Below are 21,255 nucleotides of genomic sequence, written 5' to 3'. Positions count from 1 at the left end.
ACTAGCGCTCCATCCCCTTTAGCAACATCGCACCGTCCGTGACAATCCGGTCACCAGGGAGCAGCCCCTTCTTCACCGCATAGAGCTTGCCATCGACGGGAGTGAGTTCAACGGAGGTGCGCTGGAAAACGCCTGGCTCCAGTTGCTTCCAAACATAGCTATTGGCATCGTCGAGGACGGCAGAGGAAGAGGGGATGACAACAGACTTGTGTAGCGACTGGACTTCACGGATCTGGCCGAACATCTCCGGCTTCAACTTCCCATTCGGATTCGGCATCTCTGCCCGCACCTTCACCGTACGGCTCTGGGGATCGACCGTGTCGGCGATCTGCTTGACGCGGCCGCGGAAGCGCTCGCCCGGATAGGCAGCCAGTTCCAGGTCTACCAGTTCCCCTTTGTCGATCATGCGAATCTGAGTTTCCGGAACGTCCGCCGTCACCCAGACCGTCGATAGATCGGCGATCTTCATCAAGGGGACAGAAAGGTCGTTGCGGAACTCACCGGGCACGACACTCATTTCCATCACCTTGCCGGAAATGGAGGCGCGCACGATTACCTTCTGGTTGAACTCTCCCGGCTTGACACCGAGCAACTCAAGACGCCGCTTGGACTGCTGGACAATGGCCAGCGTTTGATCCAATTGCGCTTCTGTCTGCTTGAACTGACTCTCCGCAGACAAGACTTCTTTCTTTGCAATCGCGTTGTGCTCGAAGAGGTCTTTGGAGCGGTCATAGTCCGCCTGCGCTTTGCTGAGCGCAGCCCGGGATTGTGCGACACTCGCCTGCGCCTGGAGGTAGTTGGCGACAGCCGACTCCACATCCGGACTCTCCACCGAGAACAAGGGCTGCCCTTGGCGCACATAGTCGCCAATGCGCGCCTCTACAGTAACGATGCGGCCGGCAACGGGCAATACGACTTGAGAGACGCGATTCTGATCGGCTTCCACCTTTCCCGGAGAAACCACTTCATTGAGAGGAACTTCTGCTTCGCCGACCGTTTCCAACTGGATGAGTTTGAACTTCGGCGAGTTGGGATCGATCCTGACGATCCCTGGTGTCGATCTTTCGATCGAAGCCGCCGCACTGGGCGGGGCTGTATGGGCCTCAGTTGTCTGTTTCGAGCAGCCACTGAGCCCGGAGAGCACGGCTGCGATTAAACAGGCCTTCTTCATTTCTTCACACCTTCCGCTACATTCTTTGCTTCAATCGATTCCAACTGGTACAACGCTCGCGCATAAGCACCACGCATCTCGTTGTAGCTCTGCCGCGTGTCGTTAAAAGCACGCTGGGCATCGAGCAATTCCACCAGACTCGCCTCCCCGCGACGATAGCTGTAATCTGTGGTCTTTCGCACTTCTTCAGCGCGCTTCAGCATATCGCCTTCTATTCGATTGAGGAGAGCCGTGGCCGACTCATATTGTTGCCACGCCATCCGAACTTCAGACTGGATGCGATTGGCCATGGCATCCACGCGGAACTTGGTTTGGTCTCCTTCACGTGAAGCTCGGGCAATCTCACCCTGATTGCGATTGAAGACGGGCAGAGGCATTGTCAGGAAGACAGCCATCGAGTTGCCCCGGCCGGCATAACCATCCTGCCGTCTGGCCTCGGCGCCGACGGTATAGTCGATCTTTCCATTCGCAACCTGAAGGCGCAGGTCGGCCTGATTGCGAATCAGCAACTGCTGCATGGCCAGGTAGTCTGGCCGCTGCAGCAGGGCGCGCTGGTAGATCTCCTCACGCGTCGCTTGCAACTTGTCGCGGCGCAGTTCGCCAGTAATTTCAAAATGATCGGACGCCTCCTGGCGCCCCAGTAACTGCTGCAGCTTATACTTTGCCTGCAGCAGATCCGACTGCGCCTGGAGGATCGCGTTGTCGAACTGGAGGGCGGCAATCCTCGAACGCTCGAGTTCCACCTGCGCCAGATCGCCGTTCTTCACCCGGGTTTCATTGATGCTGACCAGCGATTGGAAGTTCTTGCGGTTCTCCTCAGCAAGCGCCAAGCCATCCATGCGGAAAAGCACATCGACAAAAGCGGACTGGACATCAACGATCAGGCCGCGCAGACTCTCGCGAAAGTTCAACTCCGCCAGACGGCGATCCTCCGCAGCAAGCTCGATACGGCGAGTGCGCTTCTTGCCGCCTTCAAGGATAAAGTCGGTACGGAGATCATACTCTGCAGGACCGGCGTTGTTCGTCGGGCCAAAGTGTGTGCCGAGGATGTCCAAGTATTGGACGCCGAGAGAAAGAATCGGGTTGGGGCGCAGTGCGGCGGTTATCTGACGCGCCTCCGCAATGGTTAAATTCGAACGTTCTGCCTTCAGTGACAGATTGTTTCGAATCGACTCGTCAATCAGAGCCTCCAGCGTGAACGGCTGTGCGAGAAGAGTGGATCGGCTGAGAGCCAGCACCATCGCAATGAGAGTGAGGAAACGCATTAATTCGTCTATCAGGTTGACCCAAATGAGCGGGATTGGCACTCGCTTCAAGAGGGTATGAGATCGCCCAAATCACTGGGATAGCTATTTGCAAGAAAGCAAAGCAAACTGGTACTTGAGCGCCATGTCTTTGTTTGAACAGCGTCGGGGAGTTCTCTCGGTCCTAGGTGTAGGCTTTGTTCTCGTCATCGGACTGCTGGCCATTGTGGCTTATCTGGGAATCACCCGTAGCCAACGGATCCACGAAAGCATTGGCGAACTGGTGACCGAGCATATCGCGCATGAATCCTTGCTCGATCGTGTCGAATTGGAACAACAAAGATTGGGAAGTCTGTTGTTGCTGATCTACCAGCGCAAAGGCATCAGCCCTGGGAATGCCGACCAGATTCTGGCGGAAATCCATGATTCCGAGGTGCGGATGCGCGAAATCGAGCAGACTTCGAGCACCCAGGAACTACGAGACTCCTCTGGGGAGTTATTGCGTTTGTCGAAGGTCTTCGCGCAGGAAATTCACCGGGTCGCCGCACAGCCGAAGGTGAAGGAAGAAGAGCTCGCAAAGTTAGTAGATATTAACCTGCAACTCGTGCAACTGGCAACGAGCATTCTGAAGAACGATGCCGACCAGTCGGCTGCCATTGAAAGTCACATCGATACTCAGAGCGAAGAGCTTTCGCGCGGTTTTATGTTGCTACTGGGCGGATCTTTAGCGGTTGCGCTGGCTTGCGCGATGCTGACCATCTGGCTGACCATTCGCTTTCTGGACCGGCTCGCCTGGCAGTCTGCCGAAATCAACAAAGTCTCGTGGCAGATGCTGCAGGGCCAGGAGGAATCCGCCCGGCGTTTCTCCCATGAGATGCACGATGAGCTGGGACAATCGCTGACCGGATTGAAGGCAATGTTATTGGGGATGAGGACGGACCAGTTCGATTCCAGACGGCAGGAATGCATTCATCTGCTCGACGAATCGATCGGAAATGTTCGCGAATTGTCGCAGCTCCTGCGGCCAGTCATTCTTGATGACTTTGGACTGCCGGCGGGCCTGCAATGGTTGTGCGAACGCTTCACCGAGCGCACCAGAATTCCAGTGAAGTTCCATTCCAACCTGGACGTGAGACTGGTGGACGAGACGGAAACGCATCTGTTCCGGATTACGCAGGAGGCGCTGACCAACATCGCGCGCCATTCGGGTGCGGATGGGGCCGATGTCTCGCTGCTCAGCGACGATGACGAAGTCAGGCTCAAGATCCGGGATAACGGCAAGGGGTTGAAAGAGTTTCAGGGCCGGAAGGCTCCGTCCATCGGTATGATCGGAATGCGTGCCAGAGCGCGCCAGGCTGGCGGCGATCTCGCGGTGAAGCAGAGTCCATCTGGTGGATTGACCATTGAGGTGACCGTGCCGTTGAAGCCGGCACTCACAGAGGAAGAACAAGCACATGAACCGCAAAATGCGCATCTTGCTGGCTGATGACCACTCCGTCGTGAGACAGGGCTTTCGCATGATCCTGTCCGCACAACCGGATTTCGAAGTGGTGGCGGAAGCTGCAAATGGCCGCGAGGCGATCGAGATGGCAGAGAAGACCAAGCCCGATGTCGTGGTGATTGATGTCTCGATGCCGGAGTTAAACGGGATCGAGGCGACAAGAAGAATCCTCGAGATGAATGAGCGGATCCGGATTCTCGCCTTGAGCATGCATCGCGATTCGGTGTACGTGCGCGAGATTCTACGCGCGGGGGCCGTTGGCTATCTGCTGAAGGACGCGGTGGAGAATGATTTCCTGAATGCGGTACGCGCCGTCGCACGCGGGGAGGGTTATCTCAGTCCAGCTGTCGCCGATGCGGTGTTGGTGGATTACCGCAAGCATGTGAAGGATCCAATCGACCTGCTGAGCAGCCGCGAACGGGAAGTGCTGCAGATGATCGCCGAAGGCAAGACAAACAAAGAAATTGCGAATACGCTGAACCTGAGCGTCTACACGGTGGAGGCCCATCGGGGACGCATCATGGAGAAGCTAAATCTACATTCTGGGAGCGAACTCGTGCGATTTGCCCTGCGGCATGGTCTGATCGATTAAGTGGCGCGCGAGAAAACGAATCCTTATCAATGCCTTCGGCTCACGATTGAGTACGACGGCGGCAAATACAGCGGGTGGGCAGAACAACGGAATGCACGGACGGTGATGGGCGAGTTGCGCCTGGCTGCCGAAGACGCGCTGCATGCGGAGATTGAACTGGTGGGTGCGGGACGAACCGATGCGGGCGTCCATGCGCGCGGCCAGGTGGCTCATGTGAAGTTCCGGTCGAACCAGATTGTGTCCGAAGCACAACTGCTGGCGCAGATGAATCAGAAGCTGCCGGCGGAGATTTGTATCAAGAAGATCGAAAAGGCACCGGTCACCTTCCATGCCCGGCACGATGCAGTAGCGCGGAAGTATGTCTACCAAATCGCCACGCGCAAAACGGCATTTGAGAAGCGCTATGTGTGGTGGGTGAAAGAGGAGCTGGACATCGAGGCGATGCAGGCAGCAGCAACGAGTCTGGTGGGCCGCCACGATTTCAAAAACTTTCAGGCACTGGATCCGTCAAGGCCGAACGAATCGTCGATTGTCGTAGTGGAAAGCGCCGCAATCGTAAAACAGGAAGACCGCATTCTGTTTCAGATTGAGGCGTCCCATTTTGTGTGGCGCATGGTGCGGCGGCTGGTGGGGACCCTCGTGAAACTTGGGAAGCATGAAATCACACCGGTGCAGTTTGCGCAACTGCTCAAGGGGAAAGTGGATGGGCGGGTGGACGTTGCGTCCTGGACCGCGCCCTCCTCCGGCTTGTTTCTCGAACAGGTGCGCTACCGCTAGTTCAGCTTCTCGTGGCAGAAGCTACAGTCGTTAGAGACTTTCTTCTGACGATGGCATTCCATGCAAGCGCCCATGCTGGTTTCCTTCTCCTTGGACATCAAGGTGAGGGTAGCCACCTCCCCATGGCAGTCGCTGCATTTCGCACCGGCATCGAGATGCGCCTTGTGGCTCCAGAAGACAAACGTGGGCACCTGATAAACACGTGTCCAAGGGACGCGTTTTTTGTCGGCTGCAAACTTTGCGAGCTTCTGAATTTCAGGGGAATCTGTCTTGATCGCCTGGTGGCAAGTCATACATTTTGATTCCACCGGGAAAGTCATCATCTCCCCTGGCGCAGGATTGACGTGACAGGTGGCGCAGGGGAGTTTTAGCTCCCCTGCGTGCTGCTTGTGGCTGAAGGCAATGGGCTGCTTGGGCGGATCAGCCGCCTGAACCCCGAGCGCGATCACCAGAAGCAGGAACAACCTCATAAGGCTCCCTGCTTCATCTGATCGTGAAGATATTCGCTGGCGCGCATGGACAGCGCAAGAATCGTCAGGGTTGGATTCTGCGAGCCACCGCTGACAAAGGAACTGCCGTCGACGACAAAGAGGTTCTTCACGTCGTGGGACTGGTTCCATTGGTTGAGGACGCTGGTTTTGGGATCAGAGCCCATGCGGCAGGTGCCCAACTCGTGGATGCTCTCCCCAGGCGGCACCATCTCCCAGTGCTTCGCGATGACTTCAAAGCCGGAGGCGCGGCACAGCTCATCGGCAGTGTTCATCGCGTCCTTGGCCATGTTGAACTCATTGTCGGTGTACTTGTGCTGGATATGCAGCACAGGAATGCCCCAGGCATCAGTCTTCAGCTTGTTGATGCGAACCGCATTCTCCTTGCGCGGCAGCACTTCGCCCATCGCGGTGAGGTTGAAACCACTACCCTGGGTGTCTGCCATTTTCTTCCAGAGATCTTCGCCGTAGCTGGAGAAGTACTGCGGCCCCAGGCTGCCACCGCTGCCGAAATCGTAGGCGTAGCCGCGGATGAAGTTCTTCTCTTTGGACTTGAGGTTGCGGAAACGCGGAATGTATCCGCCACCGCCCATCAGAGACCGGCTGGCCTTGCCGCCGCGGGCTTCCGGAACAACGGCCTGGACGACGTTCTTGACATAGAACTGATCGAAGAGATAGTGGCCAAGCGTGCCGCTGGAGTTTGCAATGTTGCTGTTGAGCAGGATGCGGGTGGACTCAAGCGTTGACGCGCCGACAATGACGGCCTTTGCCGTGATGTGGTACTCACGCTTCGAGATGCGATCGACAAAATGGGCACCGGTCACGCGGCCAGTCTTGCGGTCATAGCTCAGCTCACGCACCACTGCGTTGGGAACGAGCGTGAGGTTGCCGGTTTCCATCGCAGCGGGAATCAGCAGATTGAGACTGCTGGCCAGGGTACCGGTGCTGCGGCGCTGCTTTGTCGTAGGAACATTGGACTTCCGGCAGCTCTCGAGGAAACGCTTCACGCATTCGCTGTCCTTTGATTCGTCCAGAAGGAAGTTGCCATCGGGAATCTGATCGAAGCCTTCTTTGCGGCCGCTCACGCGGAAGATCGGCTCCACGCGGTCGTAGAAGGGAGCGAGATCCTTGTAGGCGATGGGCCAGTTGTCCCCAAAGCCATCATGATCTTTGCACTTGAACTCGTAATCGCTGAGACGCCAGGAGGCACGGCCCCAGGCGAGAGTCTTGCCCCCGATGAGGCGGATTCGCACCCAGTAATAAGGATCGGCCGGATCGTAAGTGTAGGGATTCAGCTTTTCGTCGGCCCACATGTTGGCCGAGAATTCATTCGCCTGGGTGACATGAGGGAAGCGGCCCGGCTTGCCAAAACCGCGATAGGGGAGGTCAGAGACAGGACGCAGGACTTTTTGCTTTTCAGGATCGATCAGCGGACCGGCGTCGAGCATGACGCATTTGGCTCCCAGCTTGGTGAGAGTGTGCGCGGCCATACCGCCACTTGCGCCGCTACCGATGATCAGTACGTCAGTTTGTTGCTTCATTCGGAGATCCTATTCTGTGGGGAGCCAAAAGGCGCCGATGCCAGCGGCAGAACGGCTTCTTGTCGACATTGCTTCAGCCCATTGCCGGGAATTGACAGTCGCCTGGTGGAAAGCAAGCTTGGCGGCATGCAGAAACTTGCCATAGCTCGTCGAGGAGCCTTTGTAGGTCCAGGGCTCGGAAAGTTCCTTGAGCGCAGCAGCATTACCCGCTTTCCGGCGTAGATTCCAGGTAGCCACTCCGCTGCGATAGAGAGTCTGAAGATCGGCTGGACTTTGTGCGAGCAGGAAATCGAGGAACTCAGCCGCTTCTGCTTCACGCGCACCGGGACGGCCATCGAAAGCAGGAATGAGCGTCTCGCCCAGTTCCTGGAATGATTTGAGATCGGCCGGAGAAAAGAAGCGCGGGAGCCCCATGGCGACGCCATCGGCCGCAGAAGTTGGAATATTGGGAACAGTATCCTGCCAGGCGAGGGCGGCAGGCGCCACGCCCAGGAGGGAATAGAGAACGGAACGTCGTTTCATTGGGGAATCCTTTTACTTTACAAAGCGGATGCAGACGGGCATTCCGACGGAAACCGCGTCCCCGCTGGGAATGAGTTTGCCAGCCGCCAGATCGACTTTAAAGGCGAAGACTTTGTCTGAGTTCTGCGCGCCAGCAATCAGGAAGTTGCCGTCGGGCGTCAGGACAAAGCCGCGCGGCACTTTGCCGCCGACGGGCTGCTGGCCGAGCAGCTTGATCGTGCCGTTCGAGGGATTGACGCGATAGATCGAGATGCTATCGTGCCCGCGATTGGAACTGAAGAGCAAGGTGCCTTTGGGATGTAGAACGATTTCAGCGCCGCTGGTGTCGCCTTTGTAGTCGGCGGGCAGCGCCGAGACGGTTTCAATGAGCTGATGGGTGGCCGTGTTGAAGACACTGACGCTGCTTGCCATTTCGTTGATGACATAGGCCTTCCCGGTGGAGGAGAGGGCGAGGTGACGGGGGCCGGCGCCGCTGGGCGTGACGAGCTGGGCCGTCTCCGCGATCTTGCCGGTTTTCGCGTCGAAGGAATAGACTTTCACCTGATCGAGACCAAGATCGGCGATGTAGAGAAGTGTGTTGTCCTTGGAGAAGTTTACCGAGTGGGCATGCGGGCTGGACTGACGCCGGGGATTGCTTCCCTTCCCCGTGTGCTGCACCGTGGCGACAGCTTCGCCAACTTTGCCATCGGCGCCGACAGGAAGGATGGACGCCGTGCCGCTGGTGTAGTTGGCGACAGCAATCCATTTGCCGGTTGCATCCAGATTGAGATGGCAGGGAGCATCGCCTTTCGACTTCGCCTTATTCAGGAAACGGAGCTTGCCATTCGCCTCGATGGCAAAGGCACTGACGTCTCCATTGTTGATCTCGTTGACAGCGTAAAGGAACTTGCCATTCTTGCTCAGGGTGAGGAAAGACGGACTCTCGCTCTCCCCTGCCAGCTCAGGAGTGGAGAGTTTGCCGGTGGCCTCGTCGAAGCGCACCATGTAGATGCCCTTGCTGCCTTGCGGCTTGGTGTAGGTTCCGATATACGCAGTGCGGTCGGCAGCAAGCAGAGTCATCGCCATCACACCGATCAATCCAATTTCTTTTTTCATATTCCAATTCCTTCCACTTCCACATTCATACCAAGAGCCGAACTGTGTTCCCGAAGTAATTTGATGACTGCCAAAGCCAGCGAAAACACGATGGGGCCCGCAAAGAGTCCGACCAAACCAAAGGCGTCGATGCCGCCAAGGAGTGCGAAAAACATCACCGCCGTATTCATTTGCGCCTTTTCGCTCAGCACAATCGGGCGGATGACATTGTCGGCCATGCTGATCAGCAGAGTTCCCCAGATGAGAAGCAGTCCCGCTTTGCCCAGAGTACCCGAAGCGGCCAGATAAAGGACGCCCGGAACCCAAACCAAGGCAGCGCCCACAACGGGCACCACTGAGAAAAGTGCCGCCATTGCCCCCCAGAGGATCGCAGACGGCAGGCCACACAGAGCAAAACCAATTGCGGTGAGCGTGCCCTGTGCAACGGCAACAGAAATTACCCCGTAGACATTAGCGAAAATCTGCAGGCGTGTTTCCGCAAACAGGATGTCCATCATGTCAGGAGGCAGTGGCACCCAGGACTTGCTCTCCTCCAGAAATTTTGATCCGCCGCGGAAGAGAAAGAACATCGTCACGAGCGTCGTAATGCTCGAAAAGAGCCAGGAACCAAGGCCCTGCAGGCTTTTGACGGCATTCGACAGCAGGCTGCTTCCGATGCCGGAAAGTTTGCTCTTGAGGAAATCCTGGGTCTGCGCGGGGTCCCAGCCCAGTTGGTCACTGAGAAAATTTACGGCGCGGTCAAACCATTCCAAGCTTCCGGAGGGTCCGATGGCGGCGCTCATGGCATCCACCGCATGGCGGGCCTCGCGACTGAGAACGATTCCGAGCATGGTGAGGGGAAACAGAAAGAGGAGCCCTGCGCCAAGTGTACTGATCCAGGCGGCGAGGTTGTCGCTTTTCGTCTTCCGGACCAGCCAGGAGTGGATTGGGAAAAAGACGATCGCGAGCACTGTCGCCAGAAAAATTTCAGCAAAAAAAGGCCGCAAAACGAGAAAACAGCCATAGGCTAGTAGTGCACTCAGCACGACCAGCACAATCCATGTCAGGCTGCGCCCACGAAACATCAGAGGTCGACTCGCTCCTGGAGGACCGGCGCATTGCCACTTGCAATCGAGGCCGGAAACGTTCTACGGTGCATATTTGCACTCTGTATTCTTTCATGTTCTCGTCGCTGGGAGCATCTTCGTCGCACAAGAATCCGCAACTCCGGTCAAACAGGCCCCTAAGAAGGCCGGAAATTGGATTTTCTCGACGATATCGGTAACAGGAGAGAAAGAACCACTGCAGATTGCGGCTTTACCCGCCTCCACGCTGGTAAACCTGGAAAACAGGAAAAAAGCCGCGCCGTACCTGGTGCTCTATTGCCAGGCTGGATCGGCGCGGCCACTCAACGCGTTCCTCGATATGCGCCGGCCCATCGCACAGGAGGGAAGTGTGATGGTGACGTTGAACGGGAAGGCGTTTCCCTCATTCCCGATGCTTGCGCTCCAACCAGGTGACACCACCCGCTGGAAGCTGGCCCGGGATCTCACACCGCTTCTCAAAGAAGCCGTGCAGATTGAATTTGTTTTGCCCGGCTATACAGCGCAATTTCTTTTGCTGCATTGGCCGGGCATTCGAGAACAATTGCTGTCAAGCTGCCGCTAACGACGACCGCCACTCACAGCAGCACTCGCACCACGAGAATTGGAAAGGATCACCTGGACGCCCGTAATGTTCGAGAAGTCCCCTTCAAAGGTGAAGGGGATCGTGAGCTTAAAGGAACCGCCCGCTGTTTTTCCAGCATCCGATTGGAACCAGGTGTTTGCCAGATTCGCCAGATTATCCACCGGGAAGGAAGCTGCGCCGTTGTTCGCAACGCCGCTCGCCAGCGTAAAGCTGAGGGTGGCGCCGGTCAGACTGCGGAGAGTGGAGATGGCCGACACTTCCACATTGAAGCCATTTGCCGTGCGCACCATCCCGACACTGGCCGGAAGGATGAAGGGCACTGCGGGATCGATATTGAGCGTCTGCGTGATGCTGGCGCCATTGAGTAGATCCACACCGTTTGCAGTGAGGCTGCTCAGCTTGACCGTCGCAACTCCGGCGACACTGCCCTGATCGATCGGGGCACGGAACTCGGTGCCCGTTGCAGCAATCGTAAAGGCAATCTGGCGCGTGCTGGCTGTGGTGAAGCGTGGGAAGTCCGTCGGACCATTGTTCGGGTTGTTGTCCGCTCCGGGTGAGAAGCTGATGGTTAGCGTCCCATTGAGCATCTGGCCGGGGGCCTGGGTTAATTTGACAATGGCGATGGATTGATCCGTGATCACCGCCGGCTTGTCGATCGAAACGGACGGAGTGACCGTTACGCTCGAAACCACCTGGAGCGGAACGCTGACACCGAGACCGTTCGGGTTGTCGAGGCGGAGCGTAATCGTGCCGGGCTGAGCAAGAAGGCTGGCCGGGATCTGGGTTTGCAGTTGCTGGGCACTGAGGCGCGTGACAGGCGCAGAGACACCATTGATCGAAAGCGCAATGTTCGGGTAGAAGCCATCGCCCGTGATGCTGATTACGATCGGCGCAGTGGAGGTGGTCAAGGCTCTCGGAATCGTGGAGGTAACGGAGAGCGGATTCACAACCTCGTAATCCTGATCGGGTCCTACCGTTGATCCGTTCTTCACGTGGAGCTTGACGGCATGCGCCCAACTGGTGAGATTCGTCGCGATGCTGGCTACAAGAGTGGTTGCATTGGTGAAGTGCGTCGGGAGTGCAAAGCCATCCCAGACCACCACTGAGCCACTGTTGAAGTTGGTACCGGTCACTGTCAGGGAGAAGGTATCGCTTCCAACCACAACCGCTGGAGGAGCAAAGGAAGTGATTGACGGAATCGGGATGACAACCGGAGTCACCTGCACGGAACAAGGCACGGCAACAGTCCCACCGGCGCTGTCCGTGACGGTCACCGTGAAGGCATAGTTGCCCGAAGCGGTAGCAGTAATGATGCCCGTGATAGCGCCGGTGCTTGAGTTCAGCGAGAGTCCGGGAGCCAGACTACCATTGGTGAGCCTGTAAGTGTAACCGCCAGCGCCCCCACTCCCCACAATGGAGCCGCTGTAAGAGGCGCCAGGAACACCACCGGGCGTGTTGCAGGAACCGGCGAGCGGCGCGTTGGTGCCACTGATGGCCAGCGCACAAGTAACCAGGCTGAACTGCGGTGTCTGTGAATTGTCATCCACTCGCACGACATAGCTGAAGTTGCCTGCCGAACTCGGGGCTCCGCTGAGAGCGCCGTCGCGCGCAAAGGTCAAGCCCGGAGGCACACCATTGGGAGCCGTATAGACATAGGGTGGAAGTCCGCCGGAAGCGCTGGCTCGCCCGCTCAGAGAGAAGCCAATGCGGCCAGTCTTGGGCAGCGTACCGCAATCAGCAGCCACACCACAATTGCGAATGGATTTCGAATCGGTCGCAGTATAGGCAGGGTCACTGGCCGCAGCCGGGAGGGTGATCGTAAGATCGATCTTATTGGAAGTCTGTGCACCAGTGGAATCGACCGGAGTAATCGTGCGGTACTTCACGGTGAAGTCATAAGTACCCGGAGGAGCATCCGAAACCTTGGTTGCAAAGGCTTCTGTAATCTCACGCGCCACGCCGTTCTCTTTCAGATTGTAATGGAAAGCTGGAACCGTAAAGATATTAGTCCCGCCAAAGCCGCTGCCACGGGCAATCAAGGTGGCATCCGGGCAATTCAGAATCGTCTTGTCGGGCTGCAGGATGAGCGTCGTATTGCCGACATCGCCATTGCGAACCTCAAAGACGAGACGTCCAGGCACGCCATTGCTATTGCGAGACTGGCGAATCAAAGCGTAAGGGCCATTATCGAGAAAGGCACCGGCAGTGAGAGATCCAGGCAACTCGAAGGAGGCATTCTGCGCGCCACCCAACGCATTGGTGTAGCCGACCGAGGCATAAGCGCGGCCACTCGTCGTGTTCTCACCGATATCCCACTGGATCGATCCGTAGTTGAACTCGATGTCGAAGTTCCCTGCTCCGGTGTCGGAGCGTTCAATGAGCACCAATTGGAATGAATTCAGCTTGTCTGCTTTGGCATTGAAATAACCAACACCGACATAGTTAACAGCGAAAGCCTTATGTCCGTTTACAGTGTCGTTGCCAAAGCTGACCGCACTGGAGTTTGTTGTATCCACATCGGCGTAGAAGGGCGCGATAATCGGCGTCGAGATATTGCGAATCGACGTGGGCACCCACTCTGCGCGACCGCCCACCGTGTTGATCGATCCGAGGGTGATGTTGCCGTTATTGGTGACGTAAGTGCTGGTGTAGCGCTGCCCAAAGAAGTTGATCGGGAAGCCAATCGAAGTCGACTCAAAGTTGTCGTCGTCGTTCTTGAGTTTGGAGGTTGAAAAGCCGCTGTTGCCACGGATGGCCTGCGCCTGAAGGATTCCGGCCAGAACAATCAGGCCTACTAATGTTTTTTTCACTGGCGCACCTCGGTAGCGGGAAGAAGATAGAGCTTCTGGCTGGCGCTCCGTGCAAAGAGGAGCTGCAGCGTCTCGCCTTCAGCGAGATAGAAGCCTGTTTGCCGGAGGCGGGAAAGAGCACGGACGCCAGACCTTGCCAGGGTCTCCGACGGCATGCCGTCGAAAGTGCAGCGCTGCAGTTCGCCCGCAGCGGTAACCACCAGGAGGCCGTCTGTTTCAATTTCAATTTGACGCCAGGTGTCGACCTGCGCGTCTTCGCGGCGGGAGCGCAATTCCCATCCACTCGCACCGCGATCGAAAATCGTGAGTGCACCGTGGCCTGCGACAAAGAGCCGGGCTTCGTCCATCGCAATGGCCGACTCCGCTCCAAAGTTGCCGAGCCAGGCGCCTTTCAGCGTCCGGAGTGTACCTTCGGCATCGACAACGAGGGCCTCTCCGTCATTACGAAGCAAAATTGATTTCGCGTCGAGATCGACTGGAGTCTGCCCCCAGAGCGCAAAGCGGCCCGCGGCCTTCCACCACAGGCCCACCTGCGTTCCATCAGCCGAGAAGACAACGCGGTCGGGAGCTTCCGACTCCAGCGTAACGGCCGTGCCGGTGAGCAGATTTCGCTTTTCCAGTTGGCCGCCTTCCCGGGCAAGGACCGCCTGATCCTGACCGGGTGCGAGCCACAGATTCTGCACGCCGCTGCCGAGATCGGGGGCGTCCTCATTGCGCAGGCTACCGGGCAATCCACCCAGGCGGCGCAGGCTCTTCGAGTCCTTGTCCCACATCCAACCTAAGGAGGGACCGTCCATCTGATTCGCCGCAAAGGCGGCAGTTGCTACGAGCAAAAGAGATACGCGACGCATGGTGTTAGCGCCCCCTTCCGGCGGAGATGGCGGTGGGTCCAAAGACAGGATTGCCTCCCCCGATGATGCGAACGCTGGTGGGGACAGGGGTTGCCGGGGATCCAGAAGACCCGCTATTGGCGATCCCGACACCGATGCCGACAGCCGCTGCGGCAGCGACTCCGGCGATGATTCCGATGGTGGTGCCACTCATCCCAGCACCCGCAGCGGCTGCTGCCGCGAGATTTGCCTGCGCAACATTTGCCGTCGCAACGGTCACTCCGTTGAGATTCGCGTTCACAGTCAGATTGAACATGCCAGCAACCTGATTCGGGGTGTAGCTAGCCACCGCCTGGCCAGCAGCGTTGGTCGTCACGGTGAGGCTGGTGCCGCCTCCCGCAAAAGTACCGCTTGGGCCGGAACCCGGCAGCAGGAAGACAACAGCAATGCCGGCAACGGGTTTGTTGTTCCGATCCCGCACTTCAACAACAGCTTTCGTCGCGCGCCCCTTGCGCAGATTGTTCTGCGCCGTGCTCTTGGCGATGTTAATCCGGTAGCCCGTGGGGGCAGGCTCCGGACTGGGCCCTTGGTTCATAAATTCTTCCAAATGGTCGGTACTGAAGGGGATATTTCGAAGATCCGCTCCCGGCGAGCCCAGCAGCAAGGCCGCACTCAGGCCAGATGCGCAAAGCATTCTATAAGTTCTGTTCACAACAAATCTCCAGGGAATTGTCCATCTCTTGATAACGCGTAAACGGCAGCCAAAGCGTGTCAATGTTTCTCAGCACCCTGGTTGTCGCTGGCAAACTGCAGATCGTGACGCCGATCATTTCACGACGCCTTTTAATTCGCGAATGGCGACCAGTTGCCGCTTGGCTTCCTTGGCGAATTCAAAGTCGGGGTTCAAACGAAGCGCCATGGCGATGTTCTCTTCGGCCTTCAGCAGATTCTGGCGCGTGTTCTTCTGGTCGAACCACTCGGTGTAGGTTTTGCCGAGTAAATAATAGGTGCCGGCGTCCTTGGCATCCAGCTTCAAGGCGCGGTCACAGGCAGAAATGGCCTTGGCATACTCATCCATGCCACGAGCCGCATCGCAGACCCCGAACCAGGCGCTCCATTGTTGGATCTCGTGGACCTTCTTTTGCCCGACATTCCGCTTGCTCAAGCCACTTCCAATCAGGTAATATCCCAGAACTTCGTTAACTGGGGCGCGAAAATCATTGATGCGCAGGTAGCTGAGATAGTCGCCCATCGCCTCGGGGTAGCGCTCCTGAAAGCGCCGGGCGTCGCCCCGAAACAGGTAAGCGCGGGCGTCCTTGGGATTCAGTTCCAGAGCCTTTGTCGCTGCGGCTTCACTCTTCTGGAAGTCCTGTGCAAACAGATAGGCGTCGCCGAGCATGACATAGGCCTCCGCTCGCTTCGGATCCCGTTCGAGCACGCTGGTGAGTTGGCGGATGGCTTCACTCGAATCGCCCATCTCGGTGAGCACCGAGGCGTAATAGGTACGGAATTCAGTGCCGTCAGGCGTGAGTTCCACGGCTTTTTTACACGCCTTCACCGCTTCCATTGTGTGTCCGAGCACTTGCTCGGTGAGACAGAGGTACTCGGCGGCCTCGCTGTACTTCGGTTCGAGCTTCAGGGCCTTCTTAAAATCTTCAGCTGCCGACTGGAGTTCCGCACTGCTCTTCCGGCGTGCATAGATGGCCTGCCCTTTTTGAAACTCCTGCTTGGCCGCCTCGCCGATCCGCCGTTGGAACTGGATACGGAGATCGACGGTAATCTCCTGACCGGGGCGGACCGTCACCATCCGCAACGCCGGATCATAGCCTTGGCGCTCTCCGCGCACCTCATGCTCCCCATTCGACAGGCCCGGGATCACCAGCTTCTTCGAAGCGCCCACTTTCCCGATCCGGTTCCCATCCACATAGACCTCGACATCTTCGAGGTTGGTGGTAACGATGATGGTGCCGTCCTTGGCCGGAGCCGCGTTGTTTTTAACCTTTTCGCGGCGTTGCGGCAAAAAGCCGAGCGTCATGTCCGCCGGAAAGTTGCCGCTTTCCTGAGGATTCTGCGAGTTGCCACGCGCCTTGACGTATTGACGCACCTGGCTGCGCACATACTGCACCAGCTCATCGGCAGTGACAATGCCATCTTCCGGATCGACATCGGCTTGCCCCTTCCAACCTTGCACCAGGAAGTAGGCGAAGACACCGGAACCATTGGCGAGATCAGGATCCTCGTAGCTCGATTCCGCCTCGCGGCTTGAGGCGAGCGTAAAGAAATTGCCGGGAAGCATCTTGAACTGATCGTTGATCTGCTTGGAACTGAGGCCGGGCAGAATCTTTGCGGAATGGCAGGCATCGGTCAGCAAGATCTTGTTGCGAGCTTTGACTTTATTTGCCAGGACATCGCCCAGGCGCGCCATGTCATAACCGGTGTCGGCGGTGTGTTCAAAGGAGAAGTCGTAGGGAGCCAGATAGCCTTTGCCTTGGTAGACAAAGCCGTGGCCGGCAAAGAAGACAATGACACGATCGTCCTCCTGGGCAACGCTGGGTAGCCACTCCTCGATCGCCTTGGTGATATTTGCCTTCGTCGCATCTGCGCCGAAGAGCGTTTTGACGTTCTCCGGTTCGATCTGGCCGCCTTCGCGTGAAATGACGGTCTGGTAAACATTTCGTGCGTCACTTTCGGAGAAGCGCAGTTGCGCTTCAGCCGGTAGGTTCGCATAGCGGCTCACGCCCACGATCACCGCATAGCCACGAGGGACGCGGACGGAACTCTGATAGTCCACTTCGTTCGGCGCCAGGATCAGGTCGCGCTTGACGATACCGTCTCTCCGTTGCGCGCCCAGAGCGGTGACGAGGAGAAGGAGGATCGGAAGAAATCTAGACATGTTTGCTCTGCAGTGTAAGCCCTTCTTTCAACAAGCGCCACGGAGAGCCAAAAGAGCTCATCGTCCTAAAGATTGCGATAGGATGAAGACCCAAATGGCGAAAGAAGTCTATGATGTGGTGATTGTCGGCTCGGGGGCTTGCGGGGGTACCGCCGCAGCTCACCTGGCCAGAGCAGGCGTGAATGTCTGCGTGGTGGAAGGCGGCCCGAAAGTGGAGACGCGCACGGATTTCAACACCCATGCGATGCCCTTCGAGTTTCCGAATCGCGCCATCCCCAAAATGCGGAACAACAAACCCGGCTTCGATACCGAGCGCTCGCGCGGGCTCGGCGGCAAATCGATGCTGTGGAATGCAGTGGCTTGGCGCTTTGGTCCACGCGACTTTGAAGGCTACACGCGCGAGGGTGTCGGCTATGACTGGCCGATCAAGTACCAGGATCTGGCGCCCTATTATGAGCGCATCGAGCGCGAAGTGGGCGTCTGCGGGAACCTTGACGGTCTTGAGGATTTGCCCGATGGCATCTTTCTGCCCCCCGCGCCAATGAAGTGCTCCGACCTCTACATCCAACGCGGCGCGGCCAAGCTGGGCATGAAGGTGATCCATGTCCGCAAGAGTACGCTCACCCGCCCGAAGTTTGGACGCCCGGCTTGCCACTATTGCGGCAACTGCATGGCCGGCTGCGATGTCGCGGCCAAGTACAACTCCTGGGACGGCCACATGCGTCCGCTGATGAAGACCGGCAAGATCACGCTGCAGATGGATAGCGTCGTCTATGACATTCCGGTAAACAGCGAGAACCGCGTCACTGGCGTCAAGTTCCTGAATCGCACGACACTGCAGCCCGGCGAGGTGCACGGCAAGATTGTCGTGCTAGCCGCCGCCTGCGTCCAGAATGTGTCGCTGCTGTTGCAATCGAAATCGTCGCGCTATCCAACTGGACTGGCAAACTCCTCAGGACGTCTGGGACGCGACTTCATGCCGCACTTCACGGGCGGCGTCGAAGCCTTCCTGACTGCAATGAAGGGGAAACCGGTCGTCAACGATGAGGGCTTTCTCGATCATGCCTATCTGCCTAGCTTCATGCACACTCGCAAGCGCGATTATGCCCGCAGTTGGGGCGCGCAGTTCAACTATCAGAACCGGCGCAGCGTGGGCTGGGCGCGCAATTTGCCGGGGATGGGTCAATCGCTCAAAGCCGCTGTCAAGGAACGCTATCCGTCTTATTTTGTCTTTTCTCCCTATGGTGAGAAGACCCCGGACGAGAAGAGCTATGTTGATCTCGATCCGGCGAAGAAGGACAAGTTCGGGCTACCGGAGGTACGGCGTTACCTCTATTGGAATGAGAATGACATGAAGCTGTTTCGCGATATGCAGCGGCAATCGGTTGCGATTCTCGAGGCCGCCGGCGCGGAGATCCATCAGGTGTACCAGGAGCCGCGGCCCAATCATGAACATGGGGGAACCATCATGGGCAAGGACCCGCGTAAGAGCGTGACCGATAGCTATGGGCGCACCCATGATGTCGCGAATCTCTATACCCTGGGCGGCAACATTCTGCCTTCCTCTTCGGAGAAGAATCCCACCCACACCTTCATGGCCTTGTCCGCACGGACCGCCGAACATCTGATCGACCGTTTCAAAAGGAGAGAAGTCTAATGCCCGAGAATGCCTATGGGGACGGCCGTCGCGAGACAATCAAGATCATCGGAACCATCGGATTGCAATGCGCGTTTCCGTTTGCCGGGGATGAGCTATACGGACAACACCAGCATCCGGCGCCGGCCAATACGGCCGATGCCGGGCCGCCGCAATTCTTTCGGCCCGAACAGTTTCAGGTTCTCAGCCGTGTGGCGGAACTGATCGTTCCGGGAGCAACCGCAGCCCGGGTGCCAAACTATATTGATCTGGTGGTGCGCAACAATGCGGAGCATCAGAAACTCTACACCGATGGCTTGGCCTGGCTTGCCGGGAAAGACTTCCTGAAGCTCGGGGAGAAGCAGCAACTGGCGATCCTTGAGCCGCTTTGCGCGCAGGTGGACCGCGGCGAAGTGAAGACGATGGAACAGCGGTTCTTCCGCGTCGCAAAGAATATGACCGCCGATGGCTATTACACGTCCAAGGCTGGGTTGGTGGAAGAGTTGGGATATCTGGGAAACCAGGTATTGGCGGAATATCCGGAGTGCAAGATCGATGAACATTAAATTCTGTGTCGCAGCCCTGGCTGGGATGACATTGCTGATGGCGGGACGCCGTCCGGCGGAAATGCCGTTTACAAAGACTTTTTTGGATGGGGGATCGGCGGAGACCGCCACCTTCGCCGATATCAATGGCGACGGCAAACTCGACATTGTCTGTGGCGAATACTGGTATGCGAATCCGACCTGGAAGAAGACGCAATTCCGCTCGCTCGAATACGACAACTTCTATATCGACGCCTTTACCGACTTGCCGCTGGATGTCGATGGCGACGGAAACATCGACATCATTACCGGCACCTACTTCTCAAAGAAACTGAGTTGGTATCGTAACCCAGGAAAGAGCGGCGGCAAGTGGGAAGAGACAGTGATCGACATTGGCGGCTCGGTCGAGTTTTTCTTCCTGGTGGATCTTGACAACGATGGGAAGGCTCGAGAGATCCTGCCGCAGTTCGGTGGGAAAGTGCCGACAGCCTGGTACGGACTCGAGAACGGCAAGTGGGTAAAGCATGTCGCCAGCCCGATGAATCTGGGTCATGGCATCGGAGCCGGGGACCTCAACAAAGATGGGCGGACGGACATTATCACGCCCGAGGGTTGGCTCGAAGCGCCGGCCAATCCAAAGGAAGAGAATTGGCGGCTCCACCGCGACTTTCCTCCGCTCAAGTCGCTGAGCTTGATCCATGTCGAGGACATCAATGGCGATGGCCGGATGGATATTGTCGCAGGCAACGCACACGACTACGGCTTCTTCTGGCTGGAACAGAACACAGGCGGCACCTTTGAGATGCGGATGATTGACGATTCCTGGTCGCAAGCGCATACCGTGGTGAAAGTCGATTTGAACAAAGACGGCCAGCCCGACTTCCTCACCGGCAAGCGCTTCATGGCCCACAATGGCCGGGACCCGGGCGAACGCGAGCCTCTCGGCATCTATTGGTATGAGTTTGTCCGCGAACCCAGCGGTAAGGTGCAGTGGACCAAGCACGTGATCGACTATTCCAGTCGCACGGGCACCGGCATGCAGATGCCCGTTGGCGACTTGAATGGCGACGGACTACTCGACTTTGCAGCGCCGGGCAAATCCGGACTGCATCTCTTCCTCGGCCAGCGTCCTACTTTGTAACGCCGTGGCGAACAAGCCACTTCGCCAGCAAATCGGCCCAGGAACTGAGCACCCAATCGCCGGGCGCCAGCCCAACGCCATGACGGCCATGCTCGAAGATGTGCATCTCGACCTCAACTCCGTTCTTGCGGAGCGAGCTGTAATAGGCGAGAGCATTTTCAACGGGCACGGCCTGGTCGTCGGTGGTGTGGAAGAGGAAGGTGGGCGGAGTGTCCTTGGTCACCTGCTTCTCGTTACTCATCAGTTCGGCAAGTTTGGGGTCGGGCGTGTCACTGCCAAGTAAGTTCTTGCAGCTGCCCTTGTGCTTCCAGGATTCGGTGCAGGTGATCACCGGATAACTGAGGATTGCGAAATCCGGGCGTGTTTCGGGGGTGAAGTGTGTGGAGATGGTCGAGGCAAGATGGCCACCGGCACTGAAGCCCCAAACTCCAACCCGCTTCGGATCGACACCCCATTCCGTCGAACGGCTGCGCACGATTTTGAAGGCTTCGCTCACATCGTTGAGCATGGCCGGATGGTGGTGGCGCGGCCCGAGACGGTATTTCAGCACGAAGGCATGCACACCGAGCGAGTTCAACCAGCGGGCAATCTGAACCCCTTCGTGATCCATCGCGAGATTCTGGTAACCGCCCCCAGGGCAGACGATCACGGCAGCGCCGCTAGCCTTGCCCTTCTCCGCCAGATAAGGCGTAAAGCTGGGATGATCGAGATCGTTGGTGAAAACACCTGTCGCTGGGTAGAGGGCAACGGGCTCTTGGGCGAGCGCCATCAGGAGGAGAATGCTGGAAATCACCACTCAAC

19 protein-coding genes are annotated in these 21,255 nt (G+C 57.6%); 7 read left to right on the top strand and 12 right to left on the bottom strand.

Annotated elements, in window-relative coordinates:
• Position 1: 1 nt before the first annotated feature.
• Together M017_RS0121970 and M017_RS0121965 are read right to left on the bottom strand one after the other, a co-directional pair.
• Positions 2-1,171 (bottom strand): efflux RND transporter periplasmic adaptor subunit, encoded by a 1,170-nt coding sequence (locus tag M017_RS0121970; protein WP_031500343.1) that lies wholly within the window; start codon positions 1,169-1,171, stop codon positions 2-4.
• Positions 1,168-2,436 (bottom strand): TolC family protein, encoded by a 1,269-nt coding sequence (locus tag M017_RS0121965; RefSeq protein WP_031500342.1) that lies wholly within the window; start codon positions 2,434-2,436, stop codon positions 1,168-1,170. The genes M017_RS0121970 and M017_RS0121965 overlap by 4 nt, the downstream gene beginning before the upstream one ends.
• A gap of 124 nt (positions 2,437-2,560) precedes the next feature.
• Between M017_RS0121965 and M017_RS0121960 the strand changes: the two genes are divergently transcribed.
• From M017_RS0121960 to truA, 3 genes are read left to right on the top strand one after another with little or no spacing between them, the layout of a single operon-like run.
• Positions 2,561-3,901, top strand: a complete 1,341-nt coding sequence (locus M017_RS0121960) for a sensor histidine kinase (protein ID WP_155121563.1) — start codon at positions 2,561-2,563, stop codon at positions 3,899-3,901.
• Entirely contained in the window at positions 3,870-4,508 is a 639-nt protein-coding gene (locus M017_RS0121955; protein ID WP_031500340.1) for a response regulator, read from the top strand. The genes M017_RS0121960 and M017_RS0121955 overlap by 32 nt, the downstream gene beginning before the upstream one ends.
• On the top strand, positions 4,509-5,285 hold the full coding sequence (gene truA, locus M017_RS0121950) for a tRNA pseudouridine(38-40) synthase TruA (protein ID WP_080508084.1): 777 nt from the start codon (positions 4,509-4,511) through the stop codon (positions 5,283-5,285).
• Here the strand turns inward: truA and M017_RS0121945 are convergent.
• From M017_RS0121945 to M017_RS28145, 5 genes are read right to left on the bottom strand one after another with little or no spacing between them, the layout of a single operon-like run.
• The gene (locus M017_RS0121945; protein WP_051670714.1) at positions 5,282-5,755 is read right to left on the bottom strand and encodes a cytochrome c3 family protein; all 474 of its coding nucleotides are present in this window, start codon (positions 5,753-5,755) and stop codon (positions 5,282-5,284) included. The genes truA and M017_RS0121945 overlap by 4 nt on opposite strands.
• A complete protein-coding gene (locus M017_RS0121940) occupies positions 5,752-7,314 on the bottom strand; it encodes a GMC family oxidoreductase (protein ID WP_031500337.1) in 1,563 nt (520 codons plus the stop codon). The genes M017_RS0121945 and M017_RS0121940 overlap by 4 nt, the downstream gene beginning before the upstream one ends.
• A gap of 9 nt (positions 7,315-7,323) precedes the next feature.
• Positions 7,324-7,836 carry a gluconate 2-dehydrogenase subunit 3 family protein gene (locus M017_RS0121935; protein WP_031500336.1) on the bottom strand — a complete coding sequence of 171 codons (513 nt, stop codon included), beginning with the start codon at positions 7,834-7,836 and terminating at the stop codon, positions 7,324-7,326.
• Between the two features lie 12 nt (positions 7,837-7,848).
• Positions 7,849-8,931, bottom strand: a complete 1,083-nt coding sequence (locus M017_RS0121930; RefSeq protein ID WP_031500335.1) for a lactonase family protein — start codon at positions 8,929-8,931, stop codon at positions 7,849-7,851.
• Positions 8,928-9,995, bottom strand: a complete 1,068-nt coding sequence (locus tag M017_RS28145; protein ID WP_031500334.1) for an AI-2E family transporter — start codon at positions 9,993-9,995, stop codon at positions 8,928-8,930. Before M017_RS28145 ends, M017_RS0121930 begins: the two co-directional genes overlap by 4 nt.
• A gap of 76 nt (positions 9,996-10,071) precedes the next feature.
• On the opposite strand from M017_RS28145, the gene M017_RS0121920 reads away from it, so the two are divergent.
• The gene (locus M017_RS0121920; RefSeq protein WP_031500333.1) at positions 10,072-10,578 is read left to right on the top strand and encodes a hypothetical protein; all 507 of its coding nucleotides are present in this window, start codon (positions 10,072-10,074) and stop codon (positions 10,576-10,578) included.
• On the opposite strand, the gene M017_RS28140 is transcribed toward M017_RS0121920, so the two are convergent.
• The 4 genes from M017_RS28140 to M017_RS0121900 all read right to left on the bottom strand — a co-directional run bounded on the left by M017_RS28140 (position 10,575) and on the right by M017_RS0121900 (position 17,132).
• The gene (locus M017_RS28140) at positions 10,575-13,409 is read right to left on the bottom strand and encodes a nidogen-like domain-containing protein (protein ID WP_051670713.1); all 2,835 of its coding nucleotides are present in this window, start codon (positions 13,407-13,409) and stop codon (positions 10,575-10,577) included. The two genes, M017_RS0121920 and M017_RS28140, sit on opposite strands and share 4 nt — an antisense overlap.
• A complete protein-coding gene (locus M017_RS0121910; protein WP_155121562.1) occupies positions 13,406-14,260 on the bottom strand; it encodes a hypothetical protein in 855 nt (284 codons plus the stop codon). Before M017_RS0121910 ends, M017_RS28140 begins: the two co-directional genes overlap by 4 nt.
• 4 nt (positions 14,261-14,264) lie before the next feature.
• Complete coding sequence (locus M017_RS0121905; protein ID WP_031500330.1) at positions 14,265-14,933, bottom strand: Ig-like domain-containing protein; 669 nt, start codon at positions 14,931-14,933, stop codon at positions 14,265-14,267.
• A 132-nt stretch (positions 14,934-15,065) separates the two neighbouring features.
• Positions 15,066-17,132 carry a caspase family protein gene (locus tag M017_RS0121900; protein WP_031500329.1) on the bottom strand — a complete coding sequence of 689 codons (2,067 nt, stop codon included), beginning with the start codon at positions 17,130-17,132 and terminating at the stop codon, positions 15,066-15,068.
• Between the two features lie 82 nt (positions 17,133-17,214).
• Between M017_RS0121900 and M017_RS0121895 the strand changes: the two genes are divergently transcribed.
• Genes M017_RS0121895 through M017_RS0121885 form a run of 3 tightly spaced genes read left to right on the top strand, consistent with a single transcriptional unit; the run spans position 17,215 to position 20,454 of the window.
• On the top strand, positions 17,215-18,789 hold the full coding sequence (locus M017_RS0121895; RefSeq protein ID WP_031500328.1) for a GMC family oxidoreductase: 1,575 nt from the start codon (positions 17,215-17,217) through the stop codon (positions 18,787-18,789).
• Positions 18,789-19,334 (top strand): gluconate 2-dehydrogenase subunit 3 family protein, encoded by a 546-nt coding sequence (locus tag M017_RS0121890; protein ID WP_031500327.1) that lies wholly within the window; start codon positions 18,789-18,791, stop codon positions 19,332-19,334. The genes M017_RS0121895 and M017_RS0121890 overlap by 1 nt, the downstream gene beginning before the upstream one ends.
• Entirely contained in the window at positions 19,324-20,454 is a 1,131-nt protein-coding gene (locus M017_RS0121885) for an FG-GAP repeat domain-containing protein (RefSeq protein WP_035958765.1), read from the top strand. The genes M017_RS0121890 and M017_RS0121885 overlap by 11 nt, the downstream gene beginning before the upstream one ends.
• On the opposite strand, the gene M017_RS0121880 is transcribed toward M017_RS0121885, so the two are convergent.
• Positions 20,444-21,247: an alpha/beta hydrolase gene (locus M017_RS0121880; protein WP_031500325.1), complete on the bottom strand. Its 804-nt coding sequence runs from the start codon at positions 21,245-21,247 to the stop codon at positions 20,444-20,446. The genes M017_RS0121885 and M017_RS0121880 overlap by 11 nt on opposite strands.
• Between the last annotated feature and the right edge of the window lie 8 nt (positions 21,248-21,255).

The sequence above is a fragment of the Bryobacter aggregatus MPL3 genome, from assembly GCF_000702445.1.
GTDB lineage: Bacteria > Acidobacteriota > Terriglobia > Bryobacterales > Bryobacteraceae > Bryobacter > Bryobacter aggregatus.
Note: the sequence above shows the minus strand (reverse complement) of the source record. Positions and strands in the feature narration are given on the sequence as shown.

What these genes read in the sequence shown, in the direction of transcription:
- M017_RS0121970 (WP_031500343.1), bottom strand. Translation starts at nt 1,171, where the DNA reads ATGAAGAAGGCCTGTTTAATCGCAGCCGTGCTCTCCGGGCTCAGTGGC.
- M017_RS0121960 (WP_155121563.1), top strand. Translation starts at nt 2,561, where the DNA reads ATGTCTTTGTTTGAACAGCGTCGGGGAGTTCTCTCGGTCCTAGGTGTA.
- M017_RS0121895 (WP_031500328.1), top strand. Translation starts at nt 17,215, where the DNA reads ATGAAGACCCAAATGGCGAAAGAAGTCTATGATGTGGTGATTGTCGGC.
- M017_RS0121930 (WP_031500335.1), bottom strand. Translation starts at nt 8,931, where the DNA reads ATGAAAAAAGAAATTGGATTGATCGGTGTGATGGCGATGACTCTGCTT.
- M017_RS0121940 (WP_031500337.1), bottom strand. Translation starts at nt 7,314, where the DNA reads ATGAAGCAACAAACTGACGTACTGATCATCGGTAGCGGCGCAAGTGGC.
- M017_RS0121965 (WP_031500342.1), bottom strand. Translation starts at nt 2,436, where the DNA reads ATGCGTTTCCTCACTCTCATTGCGATGGTGCTGGCTCTCAGCCGATCC.
- M017_RS0121890 (WP_031500327.1), top strand. Translation starts at nt 18,789, where the DNA reads ATGCCCGAGAATGCCTATGGGGACGGCCGTCGCGAGACAATCAAGATC.
- M017_RS0121910 (WP_155121562.1), bottom strand. Translation starts at nt 14,260, where the DNA reads ATGCGTCGCGTATCTCTTTTGCTCGTAGCAACTGCCGCCTTTGCGGCG.
- M017_RS0121905 (WP_031500330.1), bottom strand. Translation starts at nt 14,933, where the DNA reads ATGCTTTGCGCATCTGGCCTGAGTGCGGCCTTGCTGCTGGGCTCGCCG.
- M017_RS0121935 (WP_031500336.1), bottom strand. Translation starts at nt 7,836, where the DNA reads ATGAAACGACGTTCCGTTCTCTATTCCCTCCTGGGCGTGGCGCCTGCC.
- M017_RS0121945 (WP_051670714.1), bottom strand. Translation starts at nt 5,755, where the DNA reads ATGAGGTTGTTCCTGCTTCTGGTGATCGCGCTCGGGGTTCAGGCGGCT.
- M017_RS0121900 (WP_031500329.1), bottom strand. Translation starts at nt 17,132, where the DNA reads ATGTCTAGATTTCTTCCGATCCTCCTTCTCCTCGTCACCGCTCTGGGC.
- M017_RS0121955 (WP_031500340.1), top strand. Translation starts at nt 3,870, where the DNA reads ATGAACCGCAAAATGCGCATCTTGCTGGCTGATGACCACTCCGTCGTG.
- M017_RS0121885 (WP_035958765.1), top strand. Translation starts at nt 19,324, where the DNA reads ATGAACATTAAATTCTGTGTCGCAGCCCTGGCTGGGATGACATTGCTG.
- M017_RS28145 (WP_031500334.1), bottom strand. Translation starts at nt 9,995, where the DNA reads ATGTTTCGTGGGCGCAGCCTGACATGGATTGTGCTGGTCGTGCTGAGT.